This window comes from Vibrio caribbeanicus ATCC BAA-2122 (assembly GCF_000165125.1).
Classification (GTDB): Bacteria; Pseudomonadota; Gammaproteobacteria; order Enterobacterales; family Vibrionaceae; genus Vibrio; species Vibrio caribbeanicus.
Genome location: NZ_AEIU01000050.1, coordinates 21331 through 44671 on the forward strand (window position 1 = coordinate 21331; position 23341 = coordinate 44671).

Annotated in this window: 25 protein-coding genes; 4 read left to right on the forward strand and 21 right to left on the reverse strand. The window is 43.8% G+C overall.

The genetic code is table 11. The annotated features are described in order from the left end of the window. Nucleotides 1-294: 294 nt before the first annotated feature. The 4 genes from RH40_RS04380 to RH40_RS04395 all read left to right on the forward strand — a co-directional run bounded on the left by RH40_RS04380 (nucleotide 295) and on the right by RH40_RS04395 (nucleotide 4797). On the forward strand, nucleotides 295-858 hold the full coding sequence (locus RH40_RS04380; protein WP_009600155.1) for a sigma-70 family RNA polymerase sigma factor: 564 nt from the start codon (nucleotides 295-297) through the stop codon (nucleotides 856-858). Next, on the forward strand, nucleotides 851-1579 hold the full coding sequence (locus RH40_RS04385; RefSeq protein ID WP_009600156.1) for a DUF3379 domain-containing protein: 729 nt from the start codon (nucleotides 851-853) through the stop codon (nucleotides 1577-1579). The genes RH40_RS04380 and RH40_RS04385 overlap by 8 nt, the downstream gene beginning before the upstream one ends. 270 nt (nucleotides 1580-1849) lie before the next feature. Continuing rightward, entirely contained in the window at nucleotides 1850-3202 is a 1353-nt protein-coding gene (locus RH40_RS04390) for an outer membrane protein transport protein (RefSeq protein ID WP_009600158.1), read from the forward strand. A 263-nt stretch (nucleotides 3203-3465) separates the two neighbouring features. Continuing rightward, the gene (locus RH40_RS04395) at nucleotides 3466-4797 is read left to right on the forward strand and encodes an outer membrane protein transport protein (RefSeq protein ID WP_009600159.1); all 1332 of its coding nucleotides are present in this window, start codon (nucleotides 3466-3468) and stop codon (nucleotides 4795-4797) included. A gap of 41 nt (nucleotides 4798-4838) precedes the next feature. On the opposite strand, the gene RH40_RS04400 is transcribed toward RH40_RS04395, so the two are convergent. From RH40_RS04400 to flhF, 21 genes are all read right to left on the reverse strand, one after another. Next, entirely contained in the window at nucleotides 4839-5597 is a 759-nt protein-coding gene (locus tag RH40_RS04400) for an MlaA family lipoprotein (RefSeq protein WP_009600160.1), read from the reverse strand. Between the two features lie 55 nt (nucleotides 5598-5652). Next, entirely contained in the window at nucleotides 5653-6867 is a 1215-nt protein-coding gene (ccmI, locus tag RH40_RS04405; protein ID WP_009600161.1) for a c-type cytochrome biogenesis protein CcmI, read from the reverse strand. Beyond that, on the reverse strand, nucleotides 6867-7355 hold the full coding sequence (locus RH40_RS04410) for a cytochrome c-type biogenesis protein (RefSeq protein WP_009600162.1): 489 nt from the start codon (nucleotides 7353-7355) through the stop codon (nucleotides 6867-6869). The genes ccmI and RH40_RS04410 overlap by 1 nt, the downstream gene beginning before the upstream one ends. Then, nucleotides 7352-7906 (reverse strand): DsbE family thiol:disulfide interchange protein, encoded by a 555-nt coding sequence (locus RH40_RS04415; RefSeq protein ID WP_009600163.1) that lies wholly within the window; start codon nucleotides 7904-7906, stop codon nucleotides 7352-7354. Before RH40_RS04415 ends, RH40_RS04410 begins: the two co-directional genes overlap by 4 nt. Beyond that, on the reverse strand, nucleotides 7903-9864 hold the full coding sequence (locus RH40_RS04420; protein WP_009600164.1) for a heme lyase CcmF/NrfE family subunit: 1962 nt from the start codon (nucleotides 9862-9864) through the stop codon (nucleotides 7903-7905). The genes RH40_RS04415 and RH40_RS04420 overlap by 4 nt, the downstream gene beginning before the upstream one ends. Then, nucleotides 9864-10346, reverse strand: a complete 483-nt coding sequence (gene ccmE, locus RH40_RS04425) for a cytochrome c maturation protein CcmE (protein ID WP_009600165.1) — start codon at nucleotides 10344-10346, stop codon at nucleotides 9864-9866. The genes RH40_RS04420 and ccmE overlap by 1 nt, the downstream gene beginning before the upstream one ends. Then, nucleotides 10343-10549, reverse strand: a complete 207-nt coding sequence (gene ccmD / locus RH40_RS04430) for a heme exporter protein CcmD (RefSeq protein ID WP_009600166.1) — start codon at nucleotides 10547-10549, stop codon at nucleotides 10343-10345. The genes ccmE and ccmD overlap by 4 nt, the downstream gene beginning before the upstream one ends. A 1-nt stretch (nucleotide 10550) precedes the next feature. Beyond that, entirely contained in the window at nucleotides 10551-11303 is a 753-nt protein-coding gene (locus tag RH40_RS04435) for a heme ABC transporter permease (protein WP_009600167.1), read from the reverse strand. A 76-nt stretch (nucleotides 11304-11379) separates the two neighbouring features. Beyond that, nucleotides 11380-12048 (reverse strand): heme exporter protein CcmB, encoded by a 669-nt coding sequence (gene ccmB, locus RH40_RS04440; protein WP_009600168.1) that lies wholly within the window; start codon nucleotides 12046-12048, stop codon nucleotides 11380-11382. After that, nucleotides 12049-12672, reverse strand: coding sequence for a cytochrome c biogenesis heme-transporting ATPase CcmA (gene ccmA / locus RH40_RS04445; RefSeq protein ID WP_009600169.1), 624 nt, complete (start codon nucleotides 12670-12672; stop codon nucleotides 12049-12051). It lies immediately after the preceding gene. A gap of 155 nt (nucleotides 12673-12827) precedes the next feature. Next, nucleotides 12828-13319: a DUF2802 domain-containing protein gene (locus tag RH40_RS04450; RefSeq protein ID WP_009600170.1), complete on the reverse strand. Its 492-nt coding sequence runs from the start codon at nucleotides 13317-13319 to the stop codon at nucleotides 12828-12830. Next, a complete protein-coding gene (locus RH40_RS04455) occupies nucleotides 13319-13813 on the reverse strand; it encodes a chemotaxis protein CheW (protein WP_009600171.1) in 495 nt (164 codons plus the stop codon). The genes RH40_RS04450 and RH40_RS04455 overlap by 1 nt, the downstream gene beginning before the upstream one ends. A 38-nt stretch (nucleotides 13814-13851) precedes the next feature. Next, nucleotides 13852-14892, reverse strand: a complete 1041-nt coding sequence (locus tag RH40_RS04460; protein ID WP_009600172.1) for a chemotaxis protein CheW — start codon at nucleotides 14890-14892, stop codon at nucleotides 13852-13854. Then, nucleotides 14885-15661 (reverse strand): ParA family protein, encoded by a 777-nt coding sequence (locus tag RH40_RS04465; protein ID WP_009600173.1) that lies wholly within the window; start codon nucleotides 15659-15661, stop codon nucleotides 14885-14887. Before RH40_RS04465 ends, RH40_RS04460 begins: the two co-directional genes overlap by 8 nt. A gap of 9 nt (nucleotides 15662-15670) precedes the next feature. Continuing rightward, nucleotides 15671-16780, reverse strand: coding sequence for a protein-glutamate methylesterase/protein-glutamine glutaminase (locus RH40_RS04470; RefSeq protein WP_009600174.1), 1110 nt, complete (start codon nucleotides 16778-16780; stop codon nucleotides 15671-15673). A gap of 17 nt (nucleotides 16781-16797) precedes the next feature. Beyond that, nucleotides 16798-19080: a chemotaxis protein CheA gene (locus tag RH40_RS04475; RefSeq protein ID WP_009600175.1), complete on the reverse strand. Its 2283-nt coding sequence runs from the start codon at nucleotides 19078-19080 to the stop codon at nucleotides 16798-16800. A gap of 9 nt (nucleotides 19081-19089) precedes the next feature. Beyond that, a complete protein-coding gene (locus tag RH40_RS04480) occupies nucleotides 19090-19806 on the reverse strand; it encodes a protein phosphatase CheZ (RefSeq protein WP_009600176.1) in 717 nt (238 codons plus the stop codon). A gap of 39 nt (nucleotides 19807-19845) precedes the next feature. Further along, nucleotides 19846-20214 carry a chemotaxis response regulator CheY gene (cheY, locus tag RH40_RS04485; RefSeq protein ID WP_009600177.1) on the reverse strand — a complete coding sequence of 123 codons (369 nt, stop codon included), beginning with the start codon at nucleotides 20212-20214 and terminating at the stop codon, nucleotides 19846-19848. Between the two features lie 45 nt (nucleotides 20215-20259). Further along, on the reverse strand, nucleotides 20260-20994 hold the full coding sequence (locus RH40_RS04490; RefSeq protein ID WP_009600179.1) for an RNA polymerase sigma factor FliA: 735 nt from the start codon (nucleotides 20992-20994) through the stop codon (nucleotides 20260-20262). After that, nucleotides 20987-21874: a MinD/ParA family protein gene (locus RH40_RS04495; RefSeq protein ID WP_009600182.1), complete on the reverse strand. Its 888-nt coding sequence runs from the start codon at nucleotides 21872-21874 to the stop codon at nucleotides 20987-20989. Before RH40_RS04495 ends, RH40_RS04490 begins: the two co-directional genes overlap by 8 nt. A 12-nt stretch (nucleotides 21875-21886) precedes the next feature. Further along, nucleotides 21887-23323 (reverse strand): flagellar biosynthesis GTPase FlhF, encoded by a 1437-nt coding sequence (flhF, locus tag RH40_RS04500; RefSeq protein WP_009600183.1) that lies wholly within the window; start codon nucleotides 23321-23323, stop codon nucleotides 21887-21889. Between the last annotated feature and the right edge of the window lie 18 nt (nucleotides 23324-23341).

Sequence of the window (23341 nt, forward strand, 5' to 3'; positions counted from 1 at the left end):
TCGTGAGGTTAAAAGAGCGAAATTCATCATCAAACAAGTTAGAGAGAATTCGCTATTTTACGATGCTACTTTCTTTGGACTCAACACTGTGGCATCGCTCTGAATCCTGCATTTTAATGTCACTTGGGTATAGGATCTAAAAGTGACTAAAATTACCTCTGTCTGACTCGGCTATTTCTTTGGTAAAGGAGATAAGCTTGGTATGATAAACTTTGGTATTAATAGTCCTAATCGATAACACATGATGTGTTGTAAATCGTACCAATCGAGTCTATCGGATCAAGGTGGCGAAAGATGTCAATTATTGACTTTTTTGGAAAGAAAAAGTCCAGTACTCCGGTCAACTCGGATATGGACAGACAAAGAAAATATGAAGCGCTAGTTCGGGCCTATCATAGGGACCTGTATCGCTACGCCTATTGGCTATGTAAAGATGGCAGTATTGCAGAAGACTTGGTACAAGAAACTTGCCTACGCGCATGGAAGTCACTCGATAGCCTACAAGATGAAAAAGCGGCAAAGTCTTGGCTAATTACGATATTACGCCGTGAAAATGCTCGCCGCTTTGAGCGTAAACAATTTGAGTTAGTGGATATCGATGATCACGCACACGATGCAAGAGTCTCCGATGATCCCTACCATCAAAACCAATGGGTGCAGGCTCAAATAATGAAACTTGAGGAAGAGTATCGAGAGCCACTATTTTTGCAAGTAATTGGTGGGTTCAGTGGTGATGAAATCAGTGAAATCCTTGATTTAAATAAGAACACCGTAATGACACGTTTATTCCGAGCCAGAAATCAACTCAAAGATATGTTGGATTCAAGCAACACACAGAAGGGGCAGCAAAATGGATGAATTAGAATTTCGTCGCCGCATTATGTCCGATCCAAAAAATCGTGACCCAGAGGTGAGTGCTGCCATTAATGCCAGTGACAAAAACGCACAATTCGTTGATGAGGTCATGGAACTGGATAAAAAAATATCCAAAGCCATGTCGGTCGATGCTCCGGATGATCTGGCCGATCGGATCCTATTTACTCACACCTCAACCCATGAAGATAACTTGGTAACGCCAAACTTTGCTCGCCGCGCAATGGCGATGGCGGCTTCAGTCGCTTTTGTCGTTGGATTACTTGTTGGACAGGTTAATTGGGGCAACTTTATTGTGAAACCGGCACAAGCCTCTTTAGAAGCAACGGCCATGGACCACGTACTCAATGAAAAAGCGTTTGTCAGTTCAATTGACGAGCAGGTCCCTTCATCACAAATTAATGCCAAAATGTTGCCCTTCGCTTATCAACTATCTAAAACTTTCCCCTACCACGTTTATTACCTCAATCATTGTGGTTTTGGTCATACTAATGCAGTGCACATGGTGTTTCAGGGTGATAAAGGTAAGGTAACACTATTTTTAACCCGTATCAGCTCTGAGAATACTCGTGATTTTAATGAGAAAGGCATGGCTGGATTCATTGAACCTATGGGTGAGACCAGTTTAATACTTGTTGGTGATGAGAACGAAAATCTAGCGAACATCGCTGAAAATCTATCTAAAATCATCAAACCTATCATTTAACAAAAAGATAACATTTTGTGACTTTCATCATGGCTTGAAGCACTATTTCAAGCCATTTTTTTAAACAAAAAATAGAGTCTTAACTCTAAAAAAAGCAATTTTATCCTATTTTCTTGCCAGATATTCTCCATTTCCATAATTTTATCATCCATATCGCTAATGGTCAGAGCTCTATCCTGTATAATTGAAAGCGAAATTCGGCCTTCTCTGGATTTTTATTTACTTCTAATATCGCCCAATAATAGAGGCGAAGCGAAAAGGAAAGCACCAATGAACAAGACGCGTCTGTTTCAAAAATCACTTCTTGCAGTGACCATTGCCACCGCTACTCTTGCGTCGCAACAAACGCTTGCTGCAGGTTTTCAACTGAATTCTCAATCGGCCACAGGTCTTGGCCGTGCTTTTGCTGGTGATGCTGTTATCGCTGATAACGCCTCTGTTATGTCTCGCAACGCTGCTGCAATGGCTTTATTTGATCGCACCGAAATATCATTAGGTGTCAATGTCATCGACTCTAAAGTAAAAGTTAAAGATGGCACTTACACCAGACCTGCTGGATTTGATGCTCTTGCTGGTTCCCAATCCGTCTCCGGAACAACCAATGATGCAACTTCCGTTGTACCGAATTTTTATGTTGTTCACCCAATTAATGATGAATTTGCGGTTGGTTTAGGTATCTATTCTAATTTTGGCACCACCAATGAATTTGATGATAGCTGGGGTAAAGGGACGGGGGTGATCTCAACAATCACAGCAGGGCCAACAGCTGGCACGACTCCAATCCCGGGCGCTGATGCTTTTGGTGGTACTACTAATGTGAAAACGACTAACTTTGCGTTAAACGGTTCTTACCGCATTAATGAGCAATGGAGTATCGGTGGTGGAATTGACGTTATTTATGGCGAAGGAGAGCTGAAAAGAAAGTCCACTAACATGACGACTTTAGTCAATGGTGGCGCAACGGGAACTAATGGAAGCTTTACTTTCACTAACGTTGATGCATCAGCTACCACAGTTGGTTTTAACCTTGGTACCGTGTTTGAAATGGACGAAAATAACCGTTTCGGATTAAGCTACCACTACAGCCCAGAAAAAGAAGTCAGCGGCACAGTTGAATATGCAGGCAATAAGGACATCGGCGACCTAAAAATACCACTACCTTCAATGGCTGAGTTCTCTGGTTACCATCGCATTAAAGATACCCAATTTGCTGTGCACTACAGCTTGCAATGGATTGAGTGGAGCTCATTTGAGCGCTTAGAGACTACCAACGGAGTCAAACTCAAAGATTATAAATGGCAAGATACTTTCCACTACGCCATTGGTGGCACCTACTATATTAACGATGAGTGGGAAGCACGCGCAGGTTATATGTATGACCAAGGTGTACAAGACAGCCTAACTTCTGTCTCTGTACCAGATTCTGATCGCAATTGGTTCTCGATAGGTGCTTCTTACCATATCAGTAAAGACCAAACTTTAGATGCCGGCTTTACCTACCTTGTTGGTAAAGACAAAAAAGTCAGTGATATCATACAGACTACCAACGGTAATATCACTCTTGACACGACGACCAAAGCTACCGCGATGTTGTTTGGCTTGCAGTACACGCACAAATTCTAAGCTTAAATTTTATATCGAAAAAGCCAGCGACATGCTGGCTTTTTTATTTGCTTGAGCGAACAACTGTTACCTAATCTAACATTTTGATCTTACACACGTGCGCTAAAAGTGTGATCTGCGTATTTTTCTTGCCGAATGATTCTCTACCAAAAGTCGATTTCCTTTATAAAATCCTAAATCACGCCCTTATGGTGCTTTTTATTTTTAAAGTAATGACTCTAATTTTATTATCATGCTACGCAAATCATTAAGTGAGTATGACAATGAAAACCAACAAAAAGCTTCTTTCTCTGGCCATCATCAGTGGTTTAATAACGCCATCAGCTATGGTCAGTGCCGCTGGATTTCAACTGGCAGAATACTCTGCCACAGGTCTTGGCCGTGCCTATGCTGGAGAGGCAGCTATCGCAGATAATGCCAGTACACAATGGCGTAACCCTGCCATGCTCACCTATCTGGAAGGAACGCAGATTTCTACTGGCGCAATCTATGTCAATCCAAATATTGATCTAACAGGTCAAGTTGACGGCTCGAAAAGTGCAAACCCTAGAATGGGACAAACACCAGCCAACGCTCATGACTTTGCCGATGCGGCTGTGATCCCCAATCTGTATATCTCACACCGCTACTCAGATGCGCTTGCGCTCGGTTTCGCGCTTGGTACTAACTATGGCATGGAGACAAACCTAGGCAACGATTTTGCGGCTTCCCATTTTGGAAATGAAGCCAGTGTAAAAACGATGGAAGCCAATCTCAATCTTGGCTATAAACTTACTCCCGAATGGAGTTTGGGAGGAGGACTGCGCTACGTTCAAGGAGAAGGAAGCTTTGGCGCATCTGCACCCGCAAAGAACATCGCACAAAACCCATTAACTGGCGCTGTTTTTGCTTTTCCTCAAGGTACCAAGCTGAAATATATGGAAGGGGATGACAACGCCTTCGGTTGGCAAATAGGGACGGCTTGGCAAATTAATTCTGACCACCGCTTGGGTTTTACTTATAAATCCGAGGTAAAACTGAAACTTGAAGGCTACGCCACCGGCGCTGGTTTTGGTCTTTTTAACGATCAACGAGATAATGGTTCGATGGACTTGGCCTTACCGGCTACCGCGGAGCTCGCAAGCTATCATCAGATCAACGATAAGCTTGCCCTCCATGCCAGTGTCAACTGGACAGATTGGAGCAGTTTTGAAAAACTTGAAGCACAGCTCAATACCAAAGGAAGCCAAACTGTTAAAGAAGAACATTGGAAGGATAACTACCGTTTTGCCATAGGCGCAACGTATCAACTAGACCCTAAACTCCTACTGCGCTCGGGCCTTGCCTACGATACTTCAGCAGTTGACGATAAAAATCGTACAACGACGATTCCAGAAACTGACCGAACTTGGTTAAGCTTGGGTGCTAGCTATGAGGTTACCCAGCAATTCACTCTCGATGCCGGACTAACGTATATGATTGCAAGAGATGCATCGATTAGAGAATCTCGTGGTTATGCCTCTGATAATACAGCTCAAGCGCTTGCGGGAGAGTTCACTGGTGAAGTCAGCGGTAATATCTGGCTAGTTGGACTTCAAGCCAATTACATCTTCTAACAGCGATAAAAAAAGGCTTGGTCACCCAAGCCTTTTTTATTTTAGTAATCGTCAAGATATTCGTCAAGATACTCTTCTTCAGCCGCATCATAATCGTCTTTTTCAACTTCAGCTTTAAAATCTTGATGTTGAATATACGCATCTCTAACCAGAGAGTATGGATCGGGAGAGTTTTCAAGCTGAGGCTCTTGGCTCACCAAGGCAGCCCGTGACTCCATACCTTCGATTGCCCACTTACCTAAGCCAGCCCAAATATTCAGCAGAGAGAGAGGAACATAGGTAGAATCAACCAAATCAGCTGACTCCCTAACAGTCCAAGGGCCGTAGCCTGGAACCATAACATAGGGTCCATTTCCGACTCCATAATGCCCGACCGCATCACCAAACGATTTATCATTATGAGCGCTGATCCCGGCCTCTGTAGCAACATCTATAAGCCCCAACAAGCCAAAGGTTGAGTTAATCCAAAAGCGATTAAAATGATCGAGGGCCTTACGACCATTACCCATAAGTAGGTTATTGATCATACTGGCAGGCTCATCTAAGTTAGCAAAAAAGTTGCCTAATCCAGAGCGGACTGGTGTAGGTACATAATTGACATACGCCAGGGAAACTGGCCGCACAAAATATGGGTCCAGATAATCTTGATTTAAGGTCCACATCGAACGGTTAAACCCCTCGAGTGGATCCGAAACTCCAGAGTCACTGCTCTCAGTGCCATCAGGGGCACTTGCACAACCTGCTAGGGAAGATATCGCGAGAATCAGGAACAATCCTCGCCAATTAAATATGCTGTTCATTACTTAATCCAGTGTTGGTAATATCACATCTATTACCAGATTTTTGAAGATTCTATCAGTACTGCTGGTTAATTGTAAGTACTACAATTTTACCCTTTTCAATCACATTACTCTCACCGTACCAGTCACCTCTTTTAGTAGCAACATTACCATCACTATCAAGACGAGCACGGACTAAAAATTGATCAAGTGACGATAGTTTTCGTTCTGGAAGCATGCTGTTTACATCACTTAACGTGACCTCAATTGGAAAATCATTAGATGGGTATCGTGCTGCCGCCACTGGCATCGAAGCGCCGTCCGCCGAGTGAATTGATACAATCAGAGCAGCATTCTCACTTGGGGTTACCTCTGAAGACAATAATACCTTCACCTTTACGACCTCGGTGGTGCCCTTCATCTGAGCTAACTGCCTATTTGCCTCTTCAATATTACGTGAAAGCATGATGTAACGGTCATCAGAGGCACCTACCATTTTTTGCATTGCACTCCAGTATTTTATCGCTCCGGTGTAGTCTTTTCTATCAAAGGCATCGTAAGCCAACAATGAGAAGACTCGCAAATCAACTGAATCTCGCTGAACAAGCGCTATTAGAAGTTCTCTTGCCTGATTGCGGTCAGTATCATCACCCGATAGCATTAATGCCTGAGCATAACCCAACATGATGTCTACATCATTTTTTTTCAGCTTGTTAGCCTTTTGCATCGCACCTATTGCCGTTTCAACATCCCGATTCGCAATCGCAATGCGTCCTAGAAGCAGCCAGCCCGTCGAATCTTGTGGACTGTAGTGAAGCCGCGTACGAAGTGCTAAAGTGAGATCTTGCATTTCTTGATCGGTAAGAACTGGGCTTTCCGGTGACAATAGTTTTTTCGATAATTCAGGTAAGCGATCACTGATTTTTTGCCAGTCATCGACACGACCAGAGGCACCAAACTGAGCGTATAAACCGTAAGATAAGGCAATGACAAATAAAGAAGACAACAGAAAAAACGGCCATGAGCGACTAATAACATGACCACTGACTTTTTTTTCCGGAATATCATCCAGTAGTGACTGTTTAAGCTCTTCAACCAATTCTTCTTGGTTATCAACCAGACCTTCGTTATTTTCCTCTTCGAGCTCAGAAAGACGATTTTTATAAAACGCCTTATTCAATTCATCACGTTGAAGTTGTCTGTCTAATGAACTGCGCTGAATCATAGGAAAAATCACAAAAAACAGACTCACCAAAACAACCACACAAGTAGAGATCCAAAATAATGTCATTAACTGTCTTCCTCTTGAGCCTCTTGTTTCGTCTTTTGGTCATCCAGCAAAGCATTCAAGCGAGCTTCTTGGACTGCACCCCATTCCTGATTGCTATTACTGGACTTATCGCGACGACTTCGTAGAAAAATAAAGCCAAACCCGATAATAATAACACTCAGTGGTCCAAGCCAAAGAATAGAAGTGGCGATGGTAAAAGGAGGATTGTAAGTGACGAAATTACCATAACGTGCGGTCATGTAATCAATAATCTCATGCTTTGACTGACCTTCTTTTGTCATCTGATAAACTTTATTTCGCAAATCAACAGCAAGCTCAGCATTTGAATCTGCAATAGTGTTATTCTGACATTTTGGGCAACGCAAAAGGCTACCAAGCTCTTTAAATTGCTGTTCTTGTTCGGTAGAGTCGAACTCATACACCTCAATCGCAGCTTGGGCGCCTATAGAAAAAAAGAGCGATAAAATGAGTAGAAAAAACGCTCTCATGATTTTATTTCCTCAACCAAAGATTGATAGATGGGCTCTAGTGTTTGTTGCCAATTACGTGGGTTCACATCACCGACATGCCGATAGCGAATAACGCCATTTGCATCGATAAGAAAGGTTTCAGGAGCACCGTAAACACCTAAATCCAAACCCAACATACCGTCACCGTCAAACAAACTAATGAGATAAGGGTTGCCCAGATCAGTAAGCCAACCAATGGCTTTTACCCGATCGTCTTTGTAGTTCATCCCGACAATTTTAATTCCACGACCCGCGAGTTGGTTAAGGTATTGGTGCTCGGCATAACATGTTGGACACCAAGTAGCCCAAACATTTAAAAGTAACGGCTCTCCTTTAAAAATAGCTTGGTCATAGAGCTTTCCGGGTTCAGCCAAATCTTCTAGACGAAATTCAGGAACAGGTTTGCCAATCAGCACTGACTCAAGCTTAGTCGGATCATCCCCATGCTGATTTTTCAGCAACTGGGTGCCAAAGATAGTGACTAACCCTACAAAAATGATGAGCGGAATGAAGAGAAGTTTGTTGTTCATGAGGCCACCTGATGCTGAATTTTCTTTCTAAAACGATAACGTTTATCACTGATGGCAATAATTCCGCCCAATGCCATTAAGATAGCGCCAGCCCAGATCCAACGTACAAAAGGTTTATAGTAGATTCTTATTGCCCAAGACCGCTTATCCTCAAGCCTCTCGCCTAAAGCAATATACAAGTCTCGCGTGATACCACTATCAATCGCCGCCTCCGTCATCATCGAGCGCGCTGTTGTGTAAAAACGCTTCTCTGCCTGTAACTCGTTAATGAACTCTCCGTCGTAGGTCACATCAAAATCTGCGACATAACCGTCATAATTAGGGCCGTCTTTATCTCGAAGTCCTTTAAAGTAGAAGTCGTAGCCCTCGATTTGGTAGTGCTCTCCTGGAGCCAAGCGCACATCTCGCTCAATGCTATAATTTTGTACCATTGTGATGCCAATGATTGAAACAGCCAAACCGATATGGCCCAACATCATAGCCCAATGACCGTGATGAATTTTTTTTAGGCCATGCAAGAAAGTGTGTCGATGAGTCGAGCGTTGATGCAATTCGTAACCGTGTAACATAACAATCCAGATCGCCATAAGCCAGCCTACATATGCCATGAAAATAAAATGCTCAGCTAGCGCATAAACCATTATTGCGGCGATCAACGCAGAACCGATCGCAGTTGTTATCAATGGCTTATACAACGATGAAAGATTGTCTCTTTTCCAACGAATCAGAGGTCCAATACCCAACAAAAACGCGAACGGCATCATCAGCCAAGCAAAAAGCAGGTCAAAAAAAGGCGCACCTATAGAAACGGAACCTAATCCTATTTGTTTATGAACAAGGGGAAGCAAGGTACCTACCAAAACAACGACTAATGCCGCGATAAGTATGACGTTGTTGGCCAGTAATACATTTTCTCGTGATACAAGGTCAAACTTGCCACGAACACGAATAGAGTTACCCTTGATAGCAAAGAGTAATAAAGACCCACCGATAACAAACACTAAAAACGCCAGAATGAACATACCACGTGCAGGATCAGAGGCAAAAGCGTGCACTGACACCAATATGCCAGAACGAACTAAAAACGTACCCAACAAGCTCAGAGAAAATGCAGAAATAGCTAATAGCACAGTCCAAGCTTTAAAGGTCCCTCTTTTTTCGGTGACGACCAGCGAATGCATCAAAGCCGTACCAGCAAGCCATGGCATAAATGACGCGTTTTCTACTGGATCCCAGAACCACCAGCCACCCCATCCAAGCTCGTAATATGCCCACCATGATCCCAAAGCAATGCCCAGAGTTAAGAATGACCACGCTGCAATGGTCCACGGCCTTGACCATCTTGCCCAAGCAGTATCGAGACGTCCTGTCATTAATGACGCTATTGCAAAAGAGAACGCAACAGAGAATCCAACGTAGCCCATGTACAACATTGGAGGATGGATAATCAAACCGGGATCTTGCAGTAATGGATTAAGATCTCGACCATCGACAGGAAAATTAGGCAAGGTACGTAAAAATGGATTAGACGTGATAATAATAAAGAGTAAGAAGCCGACAGTGACCAAGCCCATAATGGCTAAAACCCGCGCCACTGATTCCTGAGGCATTCCCCGGCTAAAAGAGGCAACAGCTACTGTCCAACCTGCTTGAATAAGTACCCATAGTAGTAGAGAGCCCTCATGCGCCCCCCACACGGCAGTTAGGCGGTAGTACCAGGGAAGCTGGCTATTAGAATTGGCGGCAACATATTTGAGCGTAAAATCGTTGGTATAGAAAGCCCACAACAAAACACTAAACGATAAAGCTAGAAGTACAAACATTCCCCAAGATAATGGTCTAGCACTGTTCATTAGCACAAGGTTATTTTTTGTCGCTCCGTAAAGAGGCAAAACGCTCAGTAGTAAAGCAAGCGCCAAAGACAGGATAAGTGCAAAGTGACCAATTTCAACAACCATTAGTAACTTCCTTTTAACTGTTTTTCACTATACTCCAAAGGCTGATGGTTCTTTTGCATTGCCTCGGCAATTTCCGGTGGCATATATTCCTCGTCATGTTTGGCCAATACTTCAAATGCCTCAACCGTGGTTGAGTTTTTCAAAATACCTTGCGCAACGATCCCCTGCCCTTCACGAAACAAGTCGGGTAATATCCCGTTGTAAACCACGGTAACTTCAGGTCCAACATCACGAAGAGAAAATGATACTCTCAATGATTCCGGGTCACGTTTTACACTACCAGCCACGACCATGCCTCCGATGCGTAAACGCTGACCAATCTCAGGTTTTGTTCCATTGGGTTTACCATCGACTAATTCAGTCGGGGTATAAAAAAGGTCCATATTTTGGCTAAGCGCATAGAGCATCAACCCGACAGTCACGCTGATCCCGAGCAAAATACTCAAAATAACCGCTAATCTTTTCTTACGTCTCGGATTCATAATGTATCCTTATGCTCACTGGCTGCATCGATGCGCGCCTGTCGATCTACTCTTGCCTGAACCTCAGCCAAAAGGATACGCTTTTTACGTAAGCTAATTAGCAGCAAAACCAGCATTGACAAGAACGTCAGGCCAAATGCACTCCAAACATAGCTTGCGTATCCACCCATCAGGAGAAATTCATATAAGGTTTCAAAGTGCATATTAGCGATCCTTATTCGATAGCTGCATGGCGAGTTTAACAACCCAAGAGCGGTGACTTTCGTTGCTAATTATTTCATTGCGAAGACGTATCATTGTGACTGCGGCAAAAAAGCACGCAAAACCCAGTATGTTTATTAACAAAGGCCAGAGCATGCTGCTTGCAATGGAAGGTTTTTCAAATTTCGTGATACTCGCTCCTTGGTGAAGCGTATTCCACCACTCTACTGAAAAGTGGATGATTGGTATGTTTACAACACCAACTACTGCCAACACCCCAGCGGCTTTAGCGGCAACTTGTCGATTATCAAAAGCATTGTACAACGCAATAACGCCGAGGTATAAGAATAATAAAATCAACTCGGAAGTGAGCCGCGCATCCCACACCCACCAAGCGCCCCACATAGGCTTTCCCCAAGTTGCGCCAGTGAACAGTGCAATAACGGTAAACACAGCACCAATTGGCGCCATCGCACAAACAGCCATTTCAGAAAGTTTTACTTGCCAAACGAGTCCAATAAACGCGCAAGTTGCCATTGACATGTAGACGCCCATCGACCAAATAGCTGATGGAACATGAATGTATATAATTCGAAAGCTATCACCTTGTTGATAATCAGAGGGAGCAAACGCCAAACCCCATATGGTACCAGTGCATAATAAAATGAGCGCTAGTGTAAAAAACCAAGGAAGCAATCGACTGCATAGCTGGTATGCTGTTTCTGGCTTTGCATAAGGATGGAGCCATTTCCACATTGTCATTCTCGCTTTACTTATCGTTATATTAATGTAATTTAGTTTCTTTGCTCTGACTTCTCGTCAAATCTATTCATTAGTCAACGCTGATACGTAGTGCTGTCCCTATAGCAAACGGTGCAAAAGTTAAAGCCGCAACGCCCATAGCACCCATAATAGCTAACTGTCCGTTATACGCTACTCCGAGTGATGCCGAATCAATTGCGGACGTTGCAAAAATCAAGACGGGTATATACAAGGGCAAAGTTAACAGGCTTAACAAAACTCCTCCTTTCTGTATTCCTACCGTCAACGCCACACCTATGGCACCAATAAAACTTAATGTTGGCGTTCCAAGAAGTAAGGTTAATGCAATGGCCAACCAAGTCTGAAAATCAAGGGATAATAAAATCGCTAAAATTGGGCTAATTAGGATCAAAGGCAAGCCAGTCAACAACCAATGAGAGGCTACCTTACACAAAATAACGACGAATAAAGGAACGGGTAACAACATCAATTGTTCCAAGGAGCCATCTCTATAGTCATCTCGAAATAATCGCTCCAAGGATAACAAAGCAGAGAGTAACGCGGCCACCCATACAATACCTGCTGCGATGCGGGCTAGTAATTGTGGCTCAGGACCTATACTCAAAGGAAATAACGTGATGACAATAATAAAAAACCACAAAGGATTGAGCACATCGGCTTGTTTACGATAGGCAATCAATAGTTCTCGACGAATGATAGTTAGCGCTATTCCCAACATTTATGAATCACCAAGTCTTATTTTTCTGAGTTTCGGGTGATTTTTAAACATGTCTTGATGTGTTGTTAACACCACAATGCCTCCCTTGCTGGTATGTTGTATAAAAAGGGACTCCAATATTTGCATACCTTGCTTGTCAATCGCAGTTAAAGGCTCATCTAGAATCCAAAGTATCTGCTCGCTTAGCCACAAGCGAGCCAGCGCAGCGCGCCTCTGTTGACCCGCAGATAACTTGGACACTGGGATGTCTTCTTTTCCAACTAACCCAGCCTTGAGCAGGGCATCGTATATTTCTTGATTGCCCAATTTGGTTATTCGCTGCATTGAGCAAAAAAAGGCTAAGTTCTCAAAAGCCGTAAGTTCTGGCTTAATGCCGGTTTGATGACCGATATACAAAAGATCCTGATGGAACTCCTCTCTATTGGAACGGATGGTGGCTCCCTTCCACTGAATCAAGCCCTTGTCATACTGCCCCAGACCAATAAGGAGTCTAAGTAGTGTCGTTTTTCCTGTTCCATTTCTCCCCTCAATTTGTACAAGTTCACCTGGGGAAATAGCGAAGGACAGAGCATCGAAAAGGGTATATTCCCCTTTTGTTATTGTCAGCTGCGAGACTTCTAGCATACGAATCTCTGGATAGTTCTGAGAATGATATATTAGCACAGCCTTGTTTTATCAACAGGCAAATACAAGTGTGAGGCTCACGAAATAAAACAACAATTTGTTAAATTTTAATCTTATGTGGACAATACGTTAGGATAAGAACGTCGGAGGGGTTATCAATCCCTTCCACGTTTTGGCTGGCGATATTTTTGTGACTCGGGACTGCTTTCCAATGGTGGAACTCTTTCCTTACCTGCTATCTTGTTTTGTAACGACATCATAAGCTCGGCCTCCGCTTTCGGTAACTCACATTCTTCAATGAGTTCGTTGATGTCAGCGCCTAACTTTACCATCTTGGAAGCTCGAGAATACAATCTTCCATCATTATCAACTTGCTCTAGCTCCGTGATGCGCTCATTAAGGTGCTGAATAATATCTTGCTGCTCACCCACCTTTTGTCCCAAGCCAACAACTACGGAGCGTACTTCAAGTACTTGCTTGGAAGATTTGAGAAGATCTTTTTCCAACTGCTGCTGCTCTTGCCGAATGCGTCTAATCAAAGCGGATTGAGACATTTTTACCCGAAGCAAAACAATTAAAAACAATAAAACAAAAAAAACAACAGCTCCGGCAATAACCGGAGTGTGTGTAACTGCACTTTCAAACATTACATGTGCTCTATTTCATTCCACTCTTCGTCAGTGAGTAGCTTGTTCAAATCAACGAGTATCAGCAGCTTGCCGTCTCTGTTGCTAACGCCTTGGATAAACTTAGCACTCTCATCCGTACCAACACTTGGTGTCGTATCGATTTCAGATGAACGTAAGTACACAACTTCAGCGACACTGTCTACCAGTATCCCTATGACCTGATGCTCCGATTCGATGACGATAATCCGGGTATTGTCGGTAATTTCCCCTTCCATTAGACCGAAGCGAGAACGAGTATCAATGACAGTCACGACATTACCACGAAGATTAATAATACCAAGCACGTAATCTGGAGCGCCTGGAACTGGAGCAATTTCAGTGTAACGCAGTACTTCTCGTACCTGCATTACATTGATACCGTAGGTTTCTTCTTCTAGTTGGAACGTCACCCACTGAAGCACTTCGTCGTTAGACTGTTCTTTTCTTACTTCCACTTCATTAGTTTGAGACATACCTTATCCTCTCTAAAGCCTAATTCGGCATAAATGTTCTAATTATCTAAAGCTTTGACATCGAGTCCTGCATTAAGCATAGCTGTCAATGCCTCAACATGGATCAAAGCGCACATTTTTTCTTTTACCATCCCGGCCAGCCATGGGCGTTTACCTGCGGTTTTACGCCATCTGATCATTCCGGGTTCGAGTGACTCTGTCCCCATCAGTTTAGTTGATGCGAGCCCCCATGCACTCTCACCTAACATGACGATGTATTGATACTTTTCTTTGTGCTCATCGTTAGAGAGCTTTTCTGGCATTACCCACTTAGCAGTATCAACAACATCAAGCTGTGATTGACGGCTAGTTTGTAACCCCAAGTACCAATCGGGTCGCCCTATTAAATGGTTTAACTCTGCTATTTTGTGTATCCCACCTAATTCATCGAGTGGGACAGCAAAAGTGACACTATTGACATCAAAATAAAGCACTTGGAAGTCTAAGTTCCTTTCGGTTGACTTCCAAGCCCCTAGTTCACCATCACCAGCTTGGGTTTCAAGTTCAATGTCGGCTTGTGAAACGGTATCACCATCTTCATTGTCGTCCAAACTCGCACTTGCAGCAATTTCAGGCTCAATCTCTGGCGCTAAAGATTCATACTCATGAGAGGGTTCGCTCAAAGAGTTGGCGACCTCAATCTCAGCTTCTGGTTGAACGTCAACTTCAACCTTTGGTTCAACAATGTTCCATTCCTGAATCTCTTCAATCTCGTCAAATGATTTAGGTGGGGCAATATCTGCCGTGTTCTGAACCATTGTGTCTTCTAAGTCAAGCTCTGCAACGGGATTGCTGGTCTCAAGTTGTTCGAGTAACCTTTCCACGTCCTCGAGGTTTGGCACTTCAATTTCTTCAGTGGGACGTTTAAGATAACTTTTCTCTTCCACAGGTTGTGCTTGTGGATCAGGTTCAGAAACGACTTTTAACCGCGCGCTCTCCTCAAGCGCTTGTCTATCTTCGAGGTCACCCGACTCTTCTAACAATGAAGAGAAGTAATCATCTAACGCTTGTTCACTTGATAGCAAAGAATGATTAGTCATCGATGGCAAGTCTCTCTAAGTAGATCAACAATTGTTTGTATGCGAATACTCCGCGACTCCCTGACGCAAAGTGAGATACAGGAAGGTGTTTCAAGCTGGCATCTCTGAACTTAGTGTCAATTGGAATTGCGGAAGTCCAAACCTGATTTGGGTAGTCTCTCTTTAGTTGCTGCAATGTCTGAAGCGAGGCGCGAGTGCGTTTATCGTACATAGTAGGTACAATCGTTACGTTAAAAGGCTCACTACGTGAATTCTGCATAATCGCTAAAGTTCGAACCATTCTCTCCAAACCTTTCATAGCAAGAAACTCTGTCTGAACAGGAATGAGTACTCTATCACTCGCAGCTAGAGCATTCACCATCATGACTCCCAAAATCGGCGGACAATCAATCAAAACATAATCATAATGCTCTTCGACTGCCATTAGAGCACGTTTGAGCATAAGACCCATACCGCTCCTATTCCCCATAACTCTATCCAAAGTAGCCAATGACATGTGAGCGGGCACAATATCCACACCTTCAATATCAGACTGCATAATGAGAGGCATTACAGTTTGCTCGTTGTATTCCCTCAATTGAAAAAGATCGAACAAACTTGAAGGAACACTGTCCGAATCATAGCCTAGGTAGGTGGTGAGTGAAGCGTGTGGATCCGTATCCACTAGCAATACTCTTTTGCCACGATTGCTGAGCAACCCTGCTAGTGTTATTGTCGTGGTAGTCTTACCAACTCCACCTTTCTGGTTTGCAATACTCCATACAATCATGACAGACCTCTAGGCTAGCCCAACTTCAACCAGCATTCGCTCAGCAATTCTCTCGAGAGGTAAGTCCTCAGACGATATTCCCGCTTTTGCGACTGCCTGCGGCATTCCATAAACAACACAGCTATCCTCATCCTGCGCCCATATTGTGGCACCCTCTTGCTTTAGCATTCGTGCTCCTTCACGACCATCAGCACCCATACCAGTAAGAACCATGGAAAGTACTTGTTGAGAATATATTTTTGCAGCACTTCCGAAGGTAACATCGACGCAAGGCTTATAATTCATTCTCTCGCCACCATCAATGACTCTGAGCTTTGCCGAACCAGGTCGGCCCTCGATAATCATTTGCTTACCCCCTGGGGCTAAGTATGCGACCCCCGGCCTAAGTGCATCACCGTCTTGGGCTTCTCTCACTTCAATTTTACAAAGTGAATTTAACCTATTTGCAAAAGCCGCAGTGAATGTCGCTGGCATATGCTGTATCAATAAGATCGGGTGTGGATAGTTCTGTGGTAACTTTGTCAGGATTTTCTGTAAAGCCACTGGCCCCCCAGTTGAGGTTCCGATCGCTGTAATTTGGTACTTTTTTCCTGTCGCTTTGAATCGTCCGGAAGGCGCAGGTTTATTTTTAGGTGCCGGAGCTGTTGAGCGCGTGGTAGCGGCTCTGTTGCTTGGTGCTTCCTTTGGCTGAGGCTTAGGGACAGTACGTCGCATTATGGCACGCTTTGAAGCAATTTGAATCACACGTTGCTGTAGTAACCCAACTGCCTCATCACGGTTTCGTGCAATATCTTCAAACTTTTTAGGCAAGAAATCTAACGCGCCAGCTTCTAGGGCATCAAGAGTTGCTTGAGCACCCTCATGTGTTAACGAAGAGAACATTAAGATTGGTACTGGACTCTTTGCCATAATCTCCTTTACAGCAGCGATGCCATTCATTACTGGCATCTCAATGTCCATTGTAATAACGTCTGGCTTAATTCTTACTGCTTTCTCTACCGCTTCCTTGCCATTAGTAGCAACATCGATCACCTCTAGCCGCGTGTCCGAGTTAATAATTTCACTAACTCGACGACGAAAAAAACTCGAATCATCAACAACTAATACTTTGATCGCCATGTTTATCCTTCAATTCTTTAGATCCGAGACACGTCTGCATACTTTCTAAGTAAGTCTGGAACATCTAATATAAGTGCAATGTGTCCGTCACTGGTAATGGTTGCGCCCGCCATACCAGGAGTAGCTTTTAGTAAGTCATCCAAAGGTTTGATGACGACCTCTTCTTGACCAATCAATGTATCCACCACAAAACCGATACGATCACTGCCAAGTTGTACAATAACAACATGACCATGGCCCTTTCGCTCATTAGATTTGTCAGCTTTTGGCGACAACCAATCTTGTAAATAAAATAGTGGTATTGATTTTTCACGAACAATAATTGTGAGCTGTCCATCAACAACATTGGTTCTGCTTAAATCAAGATGGAAAATCTCATTAACACTTGCAAGAGGTAGAGCAAACGGATGGTTCGCGACGCCTACCATAAGTGTCGGAAGGATTGCGAGTGTCAACGGCACTTTAATTCTAATGGTCGTACCTTTACCCATTTCAGAATCGATATCAATTGAGCCATTGAGCGTATTGATTGCTGTTTTAACAACATCCATACCTACACCACGACCTGAAATATCAGAAATTTCTTCCTTACTGGAAAATCCGGGCATAAATATAAGGTTGAAGCACTCTTTGTTGGTTAATCTAGAGGCTGCATCCTCATCCATCATACCTCGGGAGACAGCAATACCTCTGAGCTTATCCGGATCCATACCTCCACCATCGTCGACGATGGCGAGTTCAATATGATCACCTTCTTGAGAGGCAGAAAGAATCACTTTACCCGTACGAGGTTTGCCCGCTGCTACTCGGACGTCTGGCATCTCAATACCATGGTCGAGAGAGTTTCGTACTAAGTGAATCAATGGATCAGCCAACGCCTCTACAAGGTTTTTATCTAGATCAGTCTCTTCACCACGCATTTCTAGCTCGATATCTTTTTGCAAGCTTCTCGCTATATCCCTAACAACCCGAGGGAAACGTCCGAATACCTTTTTGATTGGCTGCATTCGAGTCTTCATTACCGCGCCTTGAAGGTCAGCAGTGACGACGTCTAGGTTTGATACAGCTTTGGCCATTTCCTCATCGTTACTATTAAGACCTAGGCTGAGTAAGCGGTTTCTCACTAGTACCAATTCACCCACCATGTTCATAATCACATCAAGTGTCGATGTATCTACACGAACCGTCGCTTCCGCTTGTGGTTTCTTAGCTTGTGCCGCTGGGGCCGCTGCTTCTTTCTTAGCAGGTGGCTTGGGAGCTTCTTTTGCTGCTGCACTTGGTGCTGCAGCTTTGGCTTGAGGCTGAGCTGCAGGCTGCGCTTTTGGAGCAGGCGCAGGTTCTGGCTTAGGCTCGGGTGTGGGCTCAGGAGCAGATTCAACAGGTTTTGTTGCAGCCTCGAGTTCTTCAGGAGATGGCCCTTTACCATCACCGTGCAAATCATCAAGTAACTTGTCAAACTCATCATCTGTCATAAGATCTGAATCACCAGATGCTGAAGCTTTGGGCGTTTCTGCTTTTGGAGGTGGTGGTGGGGCTGCCGCTTCACTCTCTTCTCCGGGGCCTTTTCCAGAGCCATGAAGATCGTCTAAAAGTTTCTCGAATTCATCATCGGTAATATCTCCGCTCATATCAGCGCCAGCATCTGGAGCTGGTGAACTTGCTGGCGCTTGCTCTGCTGGGCTACCTCCACCGTTAGCAGGCCCCCCACCATCGCCGTGTAGTTCATCGAGTAATTTCTCAAACTCATCTTGCGTGATTTCATCGATAGATTCCGAATCTTCAGCAGGAGCTGGAGAGGACTCAGCAACAGCAGGTTCAGGTTCAGGTTCATCAATAACGATATCTTCCATTTCCGGCTCTATATCACTAGCTACCTCGGTTGATGCAGCAGGGCCTTCCTCATCCTCAGATTCCGGTTTACTCAAACGATGTAACTCGTCCAATAGAGCTTGATCAGCTTTGGGTAGATCTTCACGGTCTTGAACTGCTTGGAACTGGGCGTTTACAGTATCCAAAGCTTGTAACATGGTATCCATTAAGCCTGACGTAACATGTCGTTGACCGTTGCGAAGAATATCGAACACATTCTCCGCACCATGACATGTATCAACCAGCTCAGAAAGCGCTAAAAAGCCAGCGCCACCTTTAACAGTGTGGAAACCACGGAATATGGCATTAAGCAAATCAGTATCTTCAGGATTATTTTCTAGTTCAACCAATTGTTCGGAGAGAAGTTCTAAAATCTCTCCTGCTTCAACTAAAAAGTCCTGAAGAATGTCTTCGTCTAAATCAAAGCTCATATATTACCTCTAAAACCCAAGACTTGAGAGCAAGTCATCGACTTCGTCTTGTGACGAAACGGCATCTTCCCTTGTTTCAGCGTTAAGGATCGGGCCTTCCGCTTCAGTTGCCCCAATATCCTTTGGCGCACCTGAATCAGCTTCCGTCTTGCCAAAAGCCGTCAGTATATCAACTAAGCGGCCCTCGACTTCATCAACCAAACTAATGACTCGCCTTATAATTTGCCCAGTTAAATCTTGGAAGTCTTGAGCCATCAATATTTCAGTAAGTTGTCCACGCAACTCAGAGCTATCACCTTCGACTTTGCCGAGCAATGTATCTATCCTATGGCATAACGCCTTAAATTCATTTAACTCAATGCGGCCGTGCATTAACTCGTCCCACTGAGGCCTTACCTGCAAAAGCCCTTCATGTAAGTTGTCCGCAATTGGCATACAACGATCAACAGCATCCATTGTTTTGTTGGCTGCACCTTCAGTCTTTTCAATAACATATTGAAGGCGTTCTCTCGCGTCAGGAATGTCATCATTAGCAAGAGTGTTCATTCGATCATCGACGCTAAAATGCTTGATAGATTCATGTAAGTCACGAGTTAACGTTCCAATTTCTTGAAACATAGGGTTCGACGTTTTCTCAAGAATATCCTTGACAAGGAGGTCAGCTTCATGCTGCTGTCCTTCCTCAAGCATATTTACGAGTTGTTTTGCCTGCTCTAATGAAATCATATTGAATATGGCCTTCGCAGCTTCCAGTCAAATATTTGACTATAAACGTTCAAAAATTTTATCTAGTTTTTCTTTTAGCGTCGCCGCGGTAAATGGTTTAACTATGTAACCATTCACTCCAGCTTGAGCGGCTTCAATAATCTGCTCGCGCTTGGCTTCGGCTGTAATCATTAACACTGGTAGATGCTTCAGTTCATCATCCGCACGAATATGCTTGAGCAAATCGATGCCCTGCATCCCAGGCATATTCCAGTCTGTAACGACAAACTCAAAATCACCTTTTTTCAGCATTGGTAATGCCGTTAAGCCGTCATCCGCTTCCTGAGTATTGTTAAAGCCAAGGTCACGAAGTAGATTTTTAACGATACGGCGCATTGTTGAAAAGTCGTCAACAATAAGGATCTTCATATTTGTATTCAAAATTGCCTCCACTGAGATCGATATCAGTGATGTTTACTCATTATTAGTCCATGCACTTAGTTTTGTGCGCAGACGCTGCATAGATTGGCTCAGTATTTGGCTTACTCTAGATTCGCTAACACCAATTACTTCACCGATTTCCTTTAAGTTTAACTCTTCATCATAGTAGAGCGAAAGTACTAATGATTCACGTTCCGGCAGAGACTTAATCGAATCTACGAGTGCCTTTCGAAAAAACTCGTCCGAAACCCCTTGAAATGGAAGGTTTTCTTCATCACAACCACCCATTGTGATCGTGTCTTCAGAAACACCTAAATCTTCTATTCCTATCAGCCGCGAACAATTTATGTCTGTAAGAATATTATGGTATTGATCAAGCTCTAATCCCAACTTCTTCGCTACTTCCGCATCCGTTGGGTCCCGATTTAAGATTCCTTCTAGTGTTGCTATTGCCTGACTGACTTCACGATTGTGCTTGTGAACAGATCTTGGAACCCAGTCTCCACGACGTATATCATCAAGCATAGCACCTCTGATGCGAATACCAGCATATGTTTCAAAACTGGCACCTTTATTACCGTCGTAGTTTTTCTGCGCTTCAAGTAAGCCGATCATGCCCGCTTGAATAAGATCCTCAACTTGAACACTAGGAGGAAGTCGACCGAGTAAGTGGTGAGCAATACGCCGAACAAGCACCGAGTACTTTTCTAGAAAGTCTCGTTGACTGTCTTGTTTAGTGTATTGTTCATAAGTAAGAGCCTTATTCACCAAATGGTTCCTCTAGCATCTCAGTTCTATTAAGTAAGCGTTCTACAAAAAACTCAAGATGTCCACTTGGTGTTTTAGGAATTGGCCATGTTAACGCTTTATTTGCTAACGAACTCAATGCCAAAGCAGCGGGAGATCTTGGGAACGCATCCACAACAATCTTTTGTTTCTTAACCGATTGCCTTACTTTATCATCTAAAGGAATACATGCTACGAGCTCTATACTCACATTCAAGAATCGCTCTGTGACCAAGGTCAACTTTGCGAACAATTCCCTACCCTCTCGGTAGCTCCTGACCATATTTGCAACAATTTTAAATCGTTGTACTTGATGTTCTTTACTCAAAAGTTTGATCAGCGCATAGGCATCAGTTATTGAAGTCGGTTCATCACAAACCACAACCACAACGTCTTGAGCAGCTCTAGAGAAGCTGACAACCATATCAGATATACCAGCTGCCGTATCGACTAAAAGAACGTCCGTTTCATCCTCAAGGCTCCCAAATGCTCGGATCAAGCCAATATGTTGAGCGTGTGAAAGCTCTGTCATAGCCTGAGTACCCGATGTGGCAGGAATAATCTGAATACCATGTGGTCCCTCTACAATCGTATCTTTAAGCTCACATTCTCCTGCTAACACGTGACCAAGGTTTAATTTTGGTCGTATTCCTAGCATTACATCAATATTTGCAAGACCAAGGTCAGCATCAAGGACCATGACCTTTTTACCCTGGCGAGCAATTGAAATTGCCATCCCTAAAGTTACATTTGATTTACCAACACCACCCTTCCCGCCAGTAACAGTGATAACTTTGGTCAGTGAAGGCTGTGTTAAGCGGCGTAATCCGCTTGCTTGATCTTGTATCATATCTTTCGTCATATCATCCGCCGCCTAGAACCCCTCAGCTTCACTGTTCCAATAGTGTGGTTCATCATCTGTCGACTTCTCAAGTAATTCGTTCGCCTTAGCAACCATGTATTTTGGTTTAGCAATCACGATATCCTCCGGAACTCGTTGTCCGTTGGCAATGTATGCCACGGGTAATGAATTCTGAACGACAACGCTAACAAACTCACCTAAACTCAGCGACTCGTCAAGCTTTGTCATAATACAGCCTGAGAGAGGAATTCTTTTGAAATGTTCTATCGTTTCTTGAAGAACTTTTCTCTGAGCCGTTGCAGGTAACACTAGGTAGCTATGGATGATTTCACCACTCTCTTGCATAAGCGTATCAAGTTGCTCTGAAAGCCTCACATCACGTTGCCCCATTCCAGCGGTATCCACAAGAACCAAGCGGCGATTTCGTAGCTGATATATTACATCGGCTAACTCACTGGAATCTTTAGCTACTTTTACTGGGCACCCCATAATCCGACCATAAATGGACAGTTGTTCATGCGCCCCGATACGATATGTGTCAGTCGAAACGAGTGCAACATTATCAGAGCCAAATTCCATAGCCGCTCGAGCGGCAAGTTTGGCAACGGTTGTTGTCTTCCCAACACCTGTTGGTCCCAGAAGTGCAACAACACCTCCACGCTTCAAAATATCTTGCTTGGCGATAGGGATTTGGTCTGAAACCAAACCTAGTAATGCTCGCCAAGCTTTTGTAGGAGCAGTATCTTCTGGGATATAACAGGCAAGTTGGTCAGCTAAATCGGAGGATACCCCCATACGTTCTAAACGTTTAATGAGCATAGCTCGCAAAGGTTCTCTACGTTCGACTTCTTGCCACATCAGTCCAGAAACCTGATGCTCTAATAATTGACGAATCGACGTCATTTCCTCTCTCATTTCCTCAAGATCATTATTCTTTACTTCGACATCATCACGTCGAGAATGTTCATGTGGAGAGGAATGAGATTTAAAACGCGAATTATCTTCTGCGATGAGACGCGCCAAAGGAGAACCTTCCCTTAATTTGACGCCTTCATTTTGATCTTTATAACTATTTTGTCTCTTTAGCAAGCCAGACAACGAATCCGTCTTATCGTCAGCAATATCTTCGATATCAGCCTGAGGGTTACCACTGTATTGCTTGAGCATATTAGCAAATCGGTTTGTCATTGTACGACCAGAACTATTTTTGCTACCTAAGCTCACGCGATCGTCATCAAGTTGGCGGACGTTTGATTGAGGCGCTTGCCTAGGCTCTTGGGCTTTTGTCTTGGCCTGACTTGAGCCCGCATCACCATCCATAGCCGCAACAAGCTCTACGCCACCCGCTACTTTTTTATTCGACATGATTACCGCATCATCGCCCAACTCACTTTTTACTTGAAGTAAGGCCGCACGCATGTCTTTGGCAAAAAATCGTTTAATCTTCAAATTACATTCCGTTTATCA

Excerpts from the sequence above, each read along its gene's own strand:
- RH40_RS04385 (WP_009600156.1), top strand. The coding sequence starts at position 851 with ATGGATGAATTAGAATTTCGTCGCCGCATTATGTCCGATCCAAAAAAT.
- RH40_RS04450 (WP_009600170.1), bottom strand. The coding sequence starts at position 13,319 with ATGTTTGAAAGTGCAGTTACACACACTCCGGTTATTGCCGGAGCTGTT.
- RH40_RS04460 (WP_009600172.1), bottom strand. The coding sequence starts at position 14,892 with ATGACTAATCATTCTTTGCTATCAAGTGAACAAGCGTTAGATGATTAC.
- RH40_RS04420 (WP_009600164.1), bottom strand. The coding sequence starts at position 9,864 with ATGGTTGTTGAAATTGGTCACTTTGCACTTATCCTGTCTTTGGCGCTT.
- RH40_RS04465 (WP_009600173.1), bottom strand. The coding sequence starts at position 15,661 with ATGATTGTATGGAGTATTGCAAACCAGAAAGGTGGAGTTGGTAAGACT.
- RH40_RS04395 (WP_009600159.1), top strand. The coding sequence starts at position 3,466 with ATGAAAACCAACAAAAAGCTTCTTTCTCTGGCCATCATCAGTGGTTTA.
- ccmA (WP_009600169.1), bottom strand. The coding sequence starts at position 12,672 with ATGCTAGAAGTCTCGCAGCTGACAATAACAAAAGGGGAATATACCCTT.
- ccmD (WP_009600166.1), bottom strand. The coding sequence starts at position 10,549 with ATGCACTTTGAAACCTTATATGAATTTCTCCTGATGGGTGGATACGCA.
- RH40_RS04435 (WP_009600167.1), bottom strand. The coding sequence starts at position 11,303 with ATGTGGAAATGGCTCCATCCTTATGCAAAGCCAGAAACAGCATACCAG.
- RH40_RS04470 (WP_009600174.1), bottom strand. The coding sequence starts at position 16,780 with ATGGCGATCAAAGTATTAGTTGTTGATGATTCGAGTTTTTTTCGTCGT.
- RH40_RS04480 (WP_009600176.1), bottom strand. The coding sequence starts at position 19,806 with ATGATTTCATTAGAGCAGGCAAAACAACTCGTAAATATGCTTGAGGAA.
- RH40_RS04415 (WP_009600163.1), bottom strand. The coding sequence starts at position 7,906 with ATGAACAACAAACTTCTCTTCATTCCGCTCATCATTTTTGTAGGGTTA.
- ccmB (WP_009600168.1), bottom strand. The coding sequence starts at position 12,048 with ATGTTGGGAATAGCGCTAACTATCATTCGTCGAGAACTATTGATTGCC.
- ccmE (WP_009600165.1), bottom strand. The coding sequence starts at position 10,346 with ATGAATCCGAGACGTAAGAAAAGATTAGCGGTTATTTTGAGTATTTTG.
- cheY (WP_009600177.1), bottom strand. The coding sequence starts at position 20,214 with ATGAAGATCCTTATTGTTGACGACTTTTCAACAATGCGCCGTATCGTT.
- RH40_RS04410 (WP_009600162.1), bottom strand. The coding sequence starts at position 7,355 with ATGAGAGCGTTTTTTCTACTCATTTTATCGCTCTTTTTTTCTATAGGC.
- RH40_RS04400 (WP_009600160.1), bottom strand. The coding sequence starts at position 5,597 with ATGAACAGCATATTTAATTGGCGAGGATTGTTCCTGATTCTCGCGATA.
- RH40_RS04475 (WP_009600175.1), bottom strand. The coding sequence starts at position 19,080 with ATGAGCTTTGATTTAGACGAAGACATTCTTCAGGACTTTTTAGTTGAA.
- RH40_RS04495 (WP_009600182.1), bottom strand. The coding sequence starts at position 21,874 with ATGACGAAAGATATGATACAAGATCAAGCAAGCGGATTACGCCGCTTA.
- RH40_RS04390 (WP_009600158.1), top strand. The coding sequence starts at position 1,850 with ATGAACAAGACGCGTCTGTTTCAAAAATCACTTCTTGCAGTGACCATT.
- RH40_RS04455 (WP_009600171.1), bottom strand. The coding sequence starts at position 13,813 with ATGTCTCAAACTAATGAAGTGGAAGTAAGAAAAGAACAGTCTAACGAC.
- ccmI (WP_009600161.1), bottom strand. The coding sequence starts at position 6,867 with ATGACATTATTTTGGATCTCTACTTGTGTGGTTGTTTTGGTGAGTCTG.
- RH40_RS04380 (WP_009600155.1), top strand. The coding sequence starts at position 295 with ATGTCAATTATTGACTTTTTTGGAAAGAAAAAGTCCAGTACTCCGGTC.